Origin of the sequence: Pseudomonas sp. B707 (assembly GCF_022496685.1) — a bacterium.
Classification (GTDB): Bacteria; Pseudomonadota; Gammaproteobacteria; order Pseudomonadales; family Pseudomonadaceae; genus Aquipseudomonas; species Aquipseudomonas paraglycinae.
On the sequence record NZ_WTVE01000033.1, the window covers coordinates 21,504 to 34,625 of the forward strand.

Sequence of the window (13,122 nt, forward strand, 5' to 3'; positions counted from 1 at the left end):
GGCGGGGTGGTCACGAGAATTCTCATGCTCATCGGTAGCTATTCCTTCACGCTGGTTTTCATTTCGCTGTGTGTGGCGATCCTCGCTTCCTACACCGCGCTCGATCTGACCGGGCGCATTGCCACTGCCAAGGGCCGCGCCGTGCATTTGTGGACGGCCGGCGGGGCGTTTGCCATGGGCATCGGCGTCTGGTCGATGCACTTCATTGGCATGCTGGCATTCAAGCTGCCGATCAGCCTCGGTTACGACATTTCAATCACCGCGCTTTCATTGCTGATCGCCGTGCTGTCCTGCGGTTTTGCCCTGTGGCTGGTCAGCCAGCCGAAACTGCCAGCCTGGCAACTGGCTTTTGGCGCATTGATCATGGGCGCCGGCATCAGCGCCATGCACTACACCGGCATGGCCGCGATGCGTATGCAACCGGGCATCGACTACGATCCGACACTGTTCGGCGCCTCCTTATTGATCGCCGTCGGCGCGTCCGCGGCAGCGCTGTGGATCGCTTTCCGACTGCGTCAACACTCGCCTTACGTGCGGGTGTTTCGGGCCGGGGCGGCGATTGTCATGGGTGTGGCGATTGTCGGCATGCACTACACCGGCATGGCGGCGGCGCGGTTTCCCGACGGGAGTTTCTGCGGCGCGGCACTCGGCGGTCTGAACGGCAACGGCCTCGACAATCTGGTGCTGATCACCACGCTGGCGGTGCTGGCCATCGCGCTGCTGACCTCGATTCTCGACGCGCGTCTGGAAGCCCGCACGGCTGATCTGGCCCATTCGTTGACCGTCGCCAACCGCGAACTCACCCAACTGGCCTTGCACGACACCCTGACCGGCCTGCCGAACCGCATGCTGCTGGACGACCGGATCAATCAGGCGATGAAAAAGGTCAACGAACAGGGCGGCTGTTTTGCGCTGATGTTCATCGATCTGGACGGCTTCAAACCGGTCAACGACGCTTTCGGTCACCACATGGGCGACCAGTTGCTGCGCGAAGTGGCGGTGCGTCTGCGTGAAGACTTGCGCAGCCTCGACACGCTGGCGCGGATCGGCGGCGATGAATTTGTCTTGCTGGTGCGCCTGACCGAGCCCAACGATGCACTGGGCCTGGCGGCGCGTCAGGTCGGCCTGATCGCGCAGTCGTTCCGGGTCGCCGAACATGAACTGCAGATTTCCGCCAGCGTCGGTATCGCCCTGTATCCGGGGAATGGCCAGAACGCCCAGGAACTGCTGATGAACGCCGACGCCGCGATGTATCACGCCAAGGGCGGCGGCAAGAACGGCTACAGCTTCTTCGACGCCTCGATGAACAGCAACGCCCGCAAGCAGCTGCAATTGCTGCAGGACTTGCGGGCGGCGCTTGAGCACGGCGAGTTCAGCCTGCATTACCAACCCAAATTCCATGCGGCCGATGGTCGTCCGGTCGGTGCCGAGGCGCTGGTGCGCTGGGAACATCCGACCCAAGGCATGCTGATGCCGGACAAGTTCATCGATCTGGCGGAGAAGACCGGACTGATCATTCCGATTGGCGAATGGGTGCTCAACGAAGCCTGCAGGCAGATGCGCGAATGGTACGTGCTGGGTTACACCGACTGGCGGATTGCGGTGAACCTGTCGGCATTGCAGTTCTGCCACTCAGGACTGGTGCGCAGCGTGGCCAAGGCCCTGGCCACCCACCATTTGCCGGCCAACAGCCTGACCCTGGAAATCACCGAAACCACCGCCATGAGCGACGCCGATGCGAGCATGACGGTGTTGCAGGAGCTGGCCGACATGGGCGTCGACCTGTCCATCGATGATTTCGGCACCGGCTATTCGAGCCTGATGTATCTCAAGCGTCTGCCGGCCAACGAGCTGAAAATCGACCGCGGTTTTGTCCGCGATCTGGAACACGACAGCGATGACGCGGCTATCGTCTCGGCGATCGTCGCCCTCGGTCAGGCACTGGGGCTGCGCATCGTGGCTGAAGGTGTGGAGACCGACTCGCAGCAGGATTTCCTGACGCAACTGGGCTGCGATTCACTGCAAGGTTATCTGCTCGGTCACCCGATGCCGGCGGATCGCTTTCTGCAGGACATCGCGCGCGGCAAACCATTGGCGGTGAGCTGAGCCGCTAATCGCAGGTCATGCAAAACCCTGCAATGACGGTTATTCTTGCCCCGACTGTCACGTGTGCATCGGGGGAAAGGCCAGCATGGATAAAGTCATTGTGATCACCGGCGGCGGTCGAGGAATCGGCGCCGCCACTGCATTGTTGGCTGCCGAGCAAGGCTACCGGATCTGCATCAATTACCAGACGGACGAACAGGCCGCTCACCACGTGCTCGATCAGGTGCGTGAGCGCGGCGCCACGGCCATCGCTGTGCGCGCCGATGTCAGTATCGAAGACGAAGTGATCGCGCTGTTCAACCGGGTCGACAGCGAACTGGGCCGCGTCACCGCCCTGGTGAACAACGCCGGCACCGTGGGGCAAAAATCCCGGGTCGACGAAATGTCCGAATTCCGCATCCTCAAAATCATGAAAACCAACGTCTTGGCGCCGATTCTCTGCGCCAAGCACGCGATCCTGCGCATGTCGCCCAAACATGGCGGGCAGGGCGGGAGCATCGTCAACGTTTCCTCGGTCGCCGCGCGGCTGGGATCGCCCAACGAATACGTCGATTACGCAGCGTCCAAAGGCGCGCTGGATACGTTCACCATCGGCCTGTCCAAGGAAGTGGCGGGCGAGGGGATTCGCGTGAATGCGGTGCGTCCGGGCTACATCTATACCGATTTCCACGCGTTGAGCGGCGACCCGGATCGGGTCAGCAAGCTGGAGTCGGCAATTCCGATGGCCCGGGGCGGCCGGCCGGATGAGGTGGCGGAGGCGATTGTGTGGTTGCTGTCGGACAAGGCTTCTTATGCCACCGGGACTTTTGTCGATCTCGGCGGCGGCCGTTAATGATCGTTCCCACGCGGAGCGTGTGAACGATCAACTGGTTGCGTGGGAACGATCAGCGGTCTTTCAGAACGACCGCACAATCCGCCCCAACGTCTCCATTGCCTTCTCCGCATCCTCGGTCCACGGGCTGCCGTAGTTCAATCGAATGCAATTCCTGAAGCGCTGGGTCGGCGAAAAAATCGGCCCCGGCGCAATGCTGATGCCTTGCGCCAACGCCATCTGAAACAACTTCAACGAATCCATCTGCGGTGGCAGTTCCAGCCACAGGAAGTAGCCGCCGGCCGGTTGGCTCACGCGCGTCTGCGCCGGGAAGTAGCGGGCGATGGCTGCGAGCATCGCGCTTTGCTGTTCTTCCAGGGCGTAGCGCAGTTTGCGCAGGTGACGGTCGTAGCCGCCGTGTTGCAGGTAGTCGGCGATGGCGGCTTGCGCGGGCATCGAGGCGCACAGCGAGGTCATCAGTTTCAGCCGTTCGATCTTTTGCGCATAGCGGCCGGCGGCGACCCAGCCGATGCGGTAGCCGGGGGCGAGGCTTTTGGCGAACGAGCCGCAGTGCATCACCAGACCTTCGGTGTCGAAGGCTTTGGCCGGTTTCGGTGCCTGCTGGCCGTAATAAAGTTCGGCGTAGACGTCGTCTTCGATCAACGGCACTTGATGCTGTTTCAGCAGTTCCACCAACTCCTGTTTCTTGGCCTCGGGCATGGTCGCGCCCATCGGGTTCTGGAAACTGGTCATGCACCAGCAGGCCTTGATCGGGTGCCGCTCGAGTGTCTGGGCGAGCACGCCGAGGTCGATGCCGTCGCGCGGGTGCACGGGGATTTCCACGGCTTTGAGCTTCAGGCGTTCCAGTACTTGCAGGCTGGCGTAAAACGCCGGGGCTTCTATGGCCACCAGATCGCCGGGTTCGGTCACCGCTTGCAGGCACAGGTTCAGCGCTTCGAGGGCGCCGTTGGTGATCAGCAATTCTTCCATCGGCAGCATCAGGCCGCCGACCATGTAGCGCAGGGCGATCTGCCGACGCAGTTGCGGGTTGCCCGGCGACATGTCGGTGACCACCATGCGCGGGTCCATCTCCCGGGCGGCACTGGCCAGCGAGCGGGACAGACGCTGCAGGGGGAACAGGGTCGGGCTGGGGAATGCCGAGCCGAATGGCACGGTGCTCGGATCCTTGATTGATTCGAGTACCGAGAACACCAGTTCGCTGACGTCGACCTTGGTGGACTCGTTGACCTGGCTGCTGATCACCGGCTCCGAGAACGGGCTCGGAGCGTGGGTGTTGACGAAGTAGCCGGAGCGCGGCCGGGCACGGATCAGGCCTCGTCGTTCCAGCAGGTAATAGGCCTGGAACACCGTGGACGGGCTGACGCCGTAAGTCTGGCTTGCGTAGCGCACCGACGGCACCCGCTGACCGGGGCCGAGGACGCCGGAGCGGATCAGTTCAGCGATGTCGTCGGCGAATTTTTCGTAGCGTTTCATCGGGGGCCTTGGTACGTGGTGTTTGGTGTTTTTGTGGTGGGTCAGTGGCATCAGCCCTCACCCTAGCCCTCTCCCGGAGGGAGAGGGGACTGATCGTGGGATGCTGCAGAGTTACGCCGACCTGATCGTGCAGCAGTGAATCCATAATCGACTCGGTTTTTCAGGTCGATGTATAACGCCAGACATTGCGGTCGGTTCCCTCTCCCTCTGGGAGAGGGCTAGGGTGAGGGGCAGTTGTACTGACACACCACACCCCCCGAAACCGCCGCCATCTTAAAGCCTCACCGATTCATCGGCGCAACAAACCGGCTCTTCGCCACGCTATAAACCTCAGGCTCATCACTGTCGGCAATCTTGAAACTCAAGGTCTGCGAGCTGCTGGCCGCGCGTTCCGTGGTCATCGCCACCGACACCGGCACATCGACAATTTCGCCCGGCGCCAGGCTCAGCTCAGTCTTGCCTTGCAGCTGGAAGCCGTCGCCATCCACCAGGCTCAGGTTGTAGTCCTGACGCTGCTGGGTTTTGTTGATGACCTTGAGGGTGTAGATGTTCTCAATCTGGCCCAGACCGTTCTCACGGAACAGACCACGATCCTTGGTCACGTCCAACGACACCATCGGCCGTTCCACCAACGCCAGGGCGAGGGCGCCGATCATCACCACCAGCACCGCGACGTAGCCGATCAATCTCGGGCGCAACAAGTGCGTCTTGCCACCCTGCAACTCGCGCTCGGAGGTGTAGCGAATCAGGCCGCGAGCGTAATTCATCTTGTCCATGATCGAGTCGCAAGCATCAATGCACGCCGCGCAGCCGATGCATTCCATTTGCAGGCCGTCGCGGATGTCGATGCCGGTCGGGCAGACCTGCACGCACAACTGGCAGTCGATGCAATCGCCAAGGCCGGCTTCGGCCGGTTTCATGTCGCGTTTGCGCGGGCCTCGGTTTTCGCCACGGGCCACGTCGTAGGAAATCGCCAGCGTGTCCTTGTCGAACATCACGCTCTGGAACCGTGCATAGGGGCACATGTGCATGCACACCGCCTCACGCAGCCAGCCGGCATTGATGTAAGTGGCGGCGGTGAAAAACAGCACCCAGAACAGGCTGACACCGCCGATCTGCAAGGTCAGCAACTCTTCGGCCAATGGCCGGATCGGGGTGAAGTAGCCGACGAAAGTCAGGCCGGTCAGTACGCTGATCGCCAGCCACAGCGTGTGCTTGGCCGCACGCCGCGCCAGTTTGTTCAGGCTCCAGGGCGCCGCTTGCAGCTTGATCCGCTGGTTGCGCTCGCCTTCGGTGATCTTCTCGCACCACATGAAGATCCACGTCCACGAACTCTGCGGGCAGGTGTAGCCACACCACACCCGGCCGGCGAACACGGTAATCGCGAACAGGCCGAACGCGGCGATGATCAGCAGCGCCGAGAGCAGAATGAAATCCTGCGGCCAGAAGGTCGCGCCAAAGATGTGGAATTTGCTTTCGGAAAGGTCCCAGAGCACCGCCTGACGACCGCCCCAGTTCAGCCACACCGTGCCGAAAAACAACAGGAACAGAAACCCCGCGCCGCTCATGCGCAGGGTGCGGAACAGGCCGGTGAAGCTGCGGGTGAAGATCTGGTTGTCGCTGGTGGCGTGTTTCGCCTTCATTGGGCGCGCCGGTACTTTTTTGATCTGGGGAGATGCTTCTACGGTTCGGACGGGGATTCGTTCGCTCATGGTCGTTCGCTCATCAGCCTCCATCAGGCCAGGGAACTATGAGCGCCGATCTGTTTGCATAACAGACTCAGGTATTTCAATAAAAAGCGTATCAGATGGGTTTCGCACAAACGCCTGCGACAACTTGAAGCAGCCCGTGGGCCGAGGCGCAGACGCCTATCCCAGACGCCTGCGCCGCTTGTTGATCGAGGTCAGTCAAATCACCGAATCACTGTCGTCGGCCTTCAGGTGTTTGCGTCCATCCCGGGCGCCGGCGACGGTCAATGCATCAGCTTCGGCCTCGGTGACGTAGATGCGCCGTCCTTCCACTTCGACGAACGACATGGCTTTTTCGCTATCTGTCCTGACTTCCAGCGTGTCGCAGATCCGGATTTCCTCACCGTTTTCAACGGTGAAAAAACAGACTTTCGATTCCGGATTGCTTTCATCGATACGAAGGGGCATGGGGTTGTCCTTTTTTCACGGGAGTCTGAATCATTTGGGTGCGCGGTTCTGCAGATCGTTCTACGCAACCGATTAATGGTCGGCGCTGTCCATCCTTTATAAACTCATAACAAGGACTGGCCGATGAACGCCTGGTGGCATGAAGTGTGGGAAACCCTGCAAGCGGAATTCGCCGACATCGGCGATGCGTCGCAGCTGACCCGGATCACCGTGCGCCTGCTGATGGCGGCGATATTGGGCGGGATTCTCGGGTTTGAGCGCGAGCACAAGGGCAAGGCTGCCGGGGTGCGAACGCACATGCTGGTAGCCCTTGGCGCGGCGTTGTTCGTGCTGGTACCGCAATTGTCCGGTTCCCAGGCCGACGCGATGAGCCGGGTGGTGCAGGGCGTGATTGCCGGGATCGGCTTTCTCGGGGCCGGCACCATCCTGAAAAATCATGAAGGCGACGAAGGCCACGTCAAGGGCCTGACCACCGCCGCCGGTTTGTGGATGACTGCCGCCATCGGCGTCGCGGCCGGTCTGGGCCGCGAGGCGACGGCGGTGCTCAGTACGTTGCTCGCGTTGGGAATATTCAGTGTCATGCCGCGGATCGTCAGGGTCTTCGAAAAGGATCACATCGAGAAGGACCGCATCGAGAAAGACCACAGCGACCTACGCTGATCAGACGATTACCGGCGGCATGGTCGTGGGTGGTTCTTCCTTCGGTGGTGGCGTGGTGCCAGGCGGTTCCTGTTCGGGAATCGGCTGCGGCTCGGTCTCGGGCAGGGTCGGTTTATCGATGTTCGGATCGGGTGTTTCAGCGGGAATCGGAATAGTCATCGGGTGAACCTCCGTGTGGAACTTGGCGTGGGACGTGCTTAAGTGGATTGACCACTTCACTGCGAAATCGATCCGATTTTGTAGCGCGGCAAATCCCTGTGAACTTTTCCCGGCGACGGCCGCTCGGAACCTGAGAGAGTTCATCATCGGGCGAAGGCCCGGCCGTGACCGCCAAACAGGCAAACGAGCGTCCTTGGGGCGTTAAGGAGAGATGCTCAATGACTGCTGAAAAACCCTCGGAACAGAGCTACAACCCGCATATACCGCTGTCGCAGGCCTTGCTGTTGCCGCGCATCGTCATAGAAAACACCGCGCCGACCCTCGACGGCGGACAGTTTGCTGTCAAGGCGATCGCGGGCCGCGAGATCGTGGTCACCAGCAAGGTGTTCGCCGACGGTCACGACAAACTGGCGGTGCGCATCCGCTGGCGCGAAGAGGGCGATGAGTCGTGGCAGACCGAGGTCATGTCCGATCAGGGCAATAACGGCTGGAAAGGCGTTTTCCAGCCACAGCGCGTGGGCCGTTATCTGTTTCTGATCGAAGCCTGGATCGACCAGTTCGCCAGTTTTCAGTACGAACTGGAGAAAAAGCACACCGCCGCCGTCCCGGTCAGCCTCGAGCTGCAAGAGGGGCGCACCATGGTGCAACAGGCCGCCGAGCGCAGTGAAGGTCAGCTCAGCGAACAACTGGCCGGCCTGCACCACGAATTGTCCGGCCTGCTCGAAACCGAGCAGGTCGCGTTGTTTCTGCACTCGCGCAGTGCGCAACTGATGGCCGAGGCCGATCACCGCGCCTATCTGAGTCTCAGCCCGGAATTCCCGGTGGACGTCGAGCGCGAACTGGCGGAATTCGCCAGCTGGTACGAACTGTTTCCCCGCTCGATCACCGACGATCCCGCCCGCCACGGCACCTTCAATGACGTGCACGCGCGCCTGCCGATGATTCAGGACATGGGCTTCGACGTGTTGTACTTCACGCCGATCCACCCGATTGGCCGCAGCCATCGCAAGGGCCGCAACAATTCCCTGACCGCCGGCCCGGACGATCCCGGCAGCCCGTATGCGATCGGCAGCGAGGAGGGCGGCCACGAAGCGATTCACTCGCAGCTCGGCACCCGCGAGGATTTCCGTCGGCTGGTGGCCGCAGCCGCTGAGCATGGTCTGGAAATCGCCCTCGATTTCGCCATTCAGTGTTCCCAGGATCACCCGTGGCTCAAGCAGCATCCGGGCTGGTTCAACTGGCGGCCGGACGGCACGATCAAATACGCCGAGAACCCGCCGAAGAAATACCAGGACATCGTCAACGTCGACTTCTACGCACCGGAAGCGATTCCGAGCCTGTGGGTCGAATTGCGCGACATCGTGGTTGGCTGGGTGCAGGAGGGCGTGAAGATCTTTCGCGTCGACAACCCGCACACCAAGCCGCTGCCGTTCTGGCAATGGTTGATCGCCGATGTCCGTACGTTGTACCCGGAAGTGATCTTCCTCGCTGAAGCCTTCACTACGCCGGCGATGATGGCGCGGCTGGGCAAGGTCGGTTACACCCAGAGCTACACCTATTTCACCTGGCGCAACACCAAGGCCGAACTGGCGACCTATTTCAGCGAACTCAATGAATCGCCGTGGCGCGAGTGCTACCGGCCGAATTTCTTCGTCAACACCCCGGACATCAACCCGGCGTTCCTGCATGAATCGGGACGTCCCGGATTTCTCATCCGCGCGGCGCTGGCGACCATGGGCTCGGGCTTGTGGGGTATGTATTCCGGGTTCGAACTGTGCGAATCGGCGCCGGTGCCGGGCAAGGAGGAGTACCTCGATTCCGAGAAGTACGAGATCCGCGTCCGCGACTTCAACCAGCCCGGCAACATCATTGCCGAGATCGCCCAGCTCAACCGCATCCGCCGGCAGAATCCGGCGCTGCACAGCCATCTGGGCCTGAAGATCTACAACGCCTGGAATGACAACATTCTGTATTTCGGCAAACGCAGCGCGGACGGCAGCAATTTCATTCTGGTGGCCGTCAGCCTCGATCCGCATAACGTTCAGGAAGCGAATTTCGAGCTCCCGCTGTGGGAAATGGGCCTGCCGGACGATGCCACCACCCACGGCGAAGACCTGATGAATGGCCATCGCTGGGACTGGCACGGCAAGTACCAGTTCATGCGGATCGACCCGGCTTACCAGCCGTTCGGAATCTGGCGGATCACTTCTTCCTGATCGACTTGATCGGTTCCTGATCGTTCCCACGCTCCGCGTGGGAATGCCGCCATGGACGCTCTGCGTCCGCTTTGGGACGCGGAGCGTCCCGGTATGCATTCCCCACGCAGAGCGTGGGAACGATCAGCGATCAGCGATCTGCGCAGGGCGCCCTTATTGAATTCAACAGGAGTTTCACATGGCGAAGAAACCCAAGGCTGCCACCTTCATCAAAGACCCGCTCTGGTACAAGGACGCGGTCATCTATCAAGTTCACGTCAAATCCTTTTTCGATTCCAACAACGACGGGATCGGCGACTTTCCCGGCCTGATCGCCAAACTCGATTACATCGCCGAACTCGGCGTCAACACCATCTGGCTGTTGCCGTTCTACCCCTCGCCACGCCGCGACGACGGTTACGACATCGCTGAATACCGTGGCGTGCACAGCGATTACGGGACAATGGCCGATGCCAAGCGGTTCATTGCCGAAGCGCACAAGCGTGGGTTGCGGGTGATCACCGAGCTGGTCATCAACCACACCTCCGATCAGCACCCGTGGTTCCAGCGGGCGCGCAAGGCCAAGCCCGGTTCGGCGGCGCGGGATTTCTATGTGTGGTCGGATGACGACCAGAAATACGACGGCACCCGGATCATTTTCCTCGACACCGAAAAGTCCAACTGGACTTGGGATCCGGTAGCCGGCCAGTACTTCTGGCACCGCTTCTATTCGCACCAGCCGGACCTGAATTTCGACAACCCGCAAGTCATGAAAGCGGTGCTGTCGGTGATGCGCTACTGGCTGGACATGGGCATCGACGGCCTGCGCCTGGATGCGATTCCGTACCTGATCGAGCGCGACGGTACCAACAACGAAAACCTTCCGGAAACCCACGACGTCCTCAAGCAGATCCGCGCCGAGATCGACGCCAACTACCCGGATCGCATGTTGCTGGCCGAAGCCAACCAATGGCCGGAAGACACTCAGCTGTACTTCGGCGACACCGACGCCGAGGGTGTGAATGGTGATGAATGCCACATGGCGTTCCACTTCCCGCTGATGCCACGCATGTACATGGCACTGGCCCAGGAAGATCGCTTCCCGATCACCGACATCCTGCGCCAGACCCCGGAGATCCCGGCCAACTGCCAGTGGGCGATTTTCCTGCGCAACCACGATGAGCTGACGCTGGAGATGGTCACCGACAAAGAACGCGACTACCTCTGGAACTACTACGCCGCCGACCGTCGCGCTCGGATCAATCTCGGGATTCGCCGGCGTCTGGCGCCGTTGATGGAGCGCGACCGCCGCCGCATTGAACTGCTCAACAGCCTGCTGCTGTCGATGCCCGGCACGCCGACCCTGTATTACGGCGATGAAATCGGCATGGGCGACAACATCTACCTCGGCGACCGCGACGGTGTACGCACGCCGATGCAATGGTCGATCGACCGCAACGGCGGTTTCTCCCGCGCCGATCCGGCCAGTCTGGTACTGCCGCCGATCATGGACCCGCAATACGGTTATCAATCGGTCAACGTCGAAACCCAGGCCGGTGACCCGCATTCGCTGCTGAACTGGACTCGCCGCCTGCTGGCGGTGCGCAAGCAATCCAAGGCATTCGGGCGCGGCACGCTGAAAATGCTTTCGCCGGCCAACCGCCGGGTGCTGGCCTACACCCGTGAATACACCGGGCCGGACGGCAAGCACGAAATCATTCTGTGCGTGGCCAACGTATCCCGCAGTGCGCAAGCCGTTGAGCTCGACCTGTCGGCCTACGTCGGCATGGTGCCGGTGGAGATGCTCGGCGGTAACGCGTTCCCGCCCATCGGCCAGTTGAGTTTCCTTCTGACCCTGCCGCCTTACGGTTTCTACTGGTTCGGCCTGGCGGCGGAAAACCAGATGCCGAGCTGGCACGTCGAGCCGGCGCAGAGCCTGCCGGACTTCACCACTCTGGTGCTGAAAAAGCGCATGGAAGAACTGCTCGAAGCGCCGTCCCGCGCCACCCTCGAACGGGCGATCCTGCCGAGCTGGCTGCAAAACCGCCGCTGGTTCGCCGGCAAGGACGCTGCGATTGACCAGGTGAAACTGGCCTACGGCGTGCGCTTCGGCGACGCGCAGCATCCGGTGCTGCTCAGTGAAATCGAAGTGCAGAGCGGCGGGCAGACCAGCCGTTATCAATTGCCGTTCGGCTTCATTGCCGAAGATCAGGTCGGGCCGGCGTTGCCGCAACAACTGGCCCTGGCCCGAGTGCGTCGGGTGCGTCAGGTCGGGTTGATCACCGATGCGTTCAGTCTCGAAGCGTTTATTCGCGCGGTGCTCGAAGGCATGCAGAGCGGAACGGTGCTGGAATCCAGTGAGGGCGAGATCCGTTTCGAGGCAACGTCGCAACTGGAAAAACTCGGCCTCGGTGCGGAATCCGAAGTGCGCTATCTGTCCGCCGAGCAGTCCAACAGTTCGGTGGTGATCGGCAACAGTCTGGTGCTCAAGCTGATCCGCAAAGTCGCTTCCGGCGTACACCCGGAACTGGAGATGAGCGCTTACCTGACGGCGGCCGGATTTGCCAATATCTCTCCGCTGCTCGGCTCGGTGATTCGCCGGGACGGGAAGGGCGAAGACAACCTGCTGATGATCGCCCAAGGCTACCTGAGCAATCAGGGCGATGCCTGGGAATGGACGCAGAACAACCTTGAACGGGCGCTGCGCGATGAATTGGCGGACGCCGTGTCCGAGCAGGCGCAACACTACAACGCCCTGGGTGAACTGAAGGATTTTGCCGGCATGCTCGGCCAGCGTCTGGGGGAAATGCATCAGGTGCTGGCAGCGCCAAGCGACAACCAGGACTTCGCGCCGCAAGTCAGTTCGGCCAAGGATGCGCAGGCGACCGGCAAGGATGTCGCGGCGCAGGTCGAGCATGCGTTGAAGTTGCTCAAGCAGCATCAGGGCGAACTCGACGCGGCGGATCAGAAGCTGGTCGGTCGGTTGCTCGACAACAAGAAAACCATCCTTGCCCACGTGCAGGAGTTGGCCAAACAGTCCGCTGGCGGCTTGCGGATCCGCGTGCACGGCGACCTGCATTTGGGGCAGGTGCTGGTGATCAAGGGCGACGCCTACCTGATCGACTTCGAGGGCGAACCGGCGCGGCCACTGGCCGAACGCCGGGGCAAGCACAGCCCGTACAAGGACGTCAGTGGTGTGCTGCGTTCCTTCGATTACGCCGCGGCCATGGCCCTGAATGTGCACAACGTCGACAACAGCCCCGAGGCCGAAGCCGCGCGTCGGCGAGTCACGGAGCGTTACCTGCGTGAAGCCCGGGAAGCATTTCTCCAGGCATATCGCCAAGCGGCAGCTAGTCTTGATCATGCCTGGCAAGATCCTGAAGGTGCCGACGCCGCACTGGCGTTGTTCGGTCTGGAGAAAGCGGCCTACGAAGTGGCCTATGAAGCCGAAAATCGCCCCACCTGGCTGCCCGTGCCGCTGCACGGTCTGTACGGGTTATTGACGGGGCTCAAACCCTTTTCCGATCTTGGTGGAGAGTAG

General features: G+C 61.4%; 9 protein-coding genes. 5 read left to right on the top strand and 4 right to left on the bottom strand.

The genetic code is table 11. The features are described 5' to 3' along the window. Nucleotides 1–24 precede the first annotated feature (24 nt). A complete protein-coding gene (locus tag GQX66_RS22490) occupies nt 25–2,106 on the top strand; it encodes an EAL domain-containing protein (RefSeq protein WP_085745833.1) in 2,082 nt (693 codons plus the stop codon). 85 nt (nt 2,107–2,191) lie between these two features. Beyond that, nucleotides 2,192–2,938, top strand: a complete 747-nt coding sequence (locus GQX66_RS22495) for an SDR family oxidoreductase (RefSeq protein ID WP_007955033.1) — start codon at nt 2,192–2,194, stop codon at nt 2,936–2,938. A gap of 63 nt (nt 2,939–3,001) precedes the next feature. Here GQX66_RS22495 and mapR read toward each other — a convergent pair whose 3' ends face one another. From mapR to GQX66_RS22510, 3 genes are all read right to left on the bottom strand, one after another. Further along, nucleotides 3,002–4,411: a GntR family transcriptional regulator MpaR gene (gene mapR / locus GQX66_RS22500; protein WP_039772397.1), complete on the bottom strand. Its 1,410-nt coding sequence runs from the start codon at nt 4,409–4,411 to the stop codon at nt 3,002–3,004. 281 nt (nt 4,412–4,692) lie between these two features. After that, a complete protein-coding gene (ccoG, locus tag GQX66_RS22505) occupies nt 4,693–6,123 on the bottom strand; it encodes a cytochrome c oxidase accessory protein CcoG (RefSeq protein ID WP_240871544.1) in 1,431 nt (476 codons plus the stop codon). A gap of 195 nt (nt 6,124–6,318) precedes the next feature. Continuing rightward, nucleotides 6,319–6,567: a DUF3203 family protein gene (locus GQX66_RS22510; protein WP_007952135.1), complete on the bottom strand. Its 249-nt coding sequence runs from the start codon at nt 6,565–6,567 to the stop codon at nt 6,319–6,321. A gap of 123 nt (nt 6,568–6,690) precedes the next feature. Here GQX66_RS22510 and GQX66_RS22515 point away from each other — a divergent pair, with 123 nt between their 5' ends. Then, nucleotides 6,691–7,227, top strand: a complete 537-nt coding sequence (locus GQX66_RS22515) for an MgtC/SapB family protein (protein WP_085745831.1) — start codon at nt 6,691–6,693, stop codon at nt 7,225–7,227. On the opposite strand, the gene GQX66_RS22520 is transcribed toward GQX66_RS22515, so the two are convergent. Further along, complete coding sequence (locus GQX66_RS22520; RefSeq protein ID WP_165369575.1) at nt 7,228–7,386, bottom strand: hypothetical protein; 159 nt, start codon at nt 7,384–7,386, stop codon at nt 7,228–7,230. Between the two features lie 218 nt (nt 7,387–7,604). Here GQX66_RS22520 and GQX66_RS22525 point away from each other — a divergent pair, with 218 nt between their 5' ends. Together GQX66_RS22525 and treS are read left to right on the top strand one after the other, a co-directional pair. Next, complete coding sequence (locus tag GQX66_RS22525) at nt 7,605–9,602, top strand: alpha-1,4-glucan--maltose-1-phosphate maltosyltransferase (RefSeq protein WP_129974289.1); 1,998 nt, start codon at nt 7,605–7,607, stop codon at nt 9,600–9,602. Between the two features lie 178 nt (nt 9,603–9,780). Beyond that, the gene (treS, locus tag GQX66_RS22530; protein WP_240871552.1) at nt 9,781–13,122 is read left to right on the top strand and encodes a maltose alpha-D-glucosyltransferase; all 3,342 of its coding nucleotides are present in this window, start codon (nt 9,781–9,783) and stop codon (nt 13,120–13,122) included.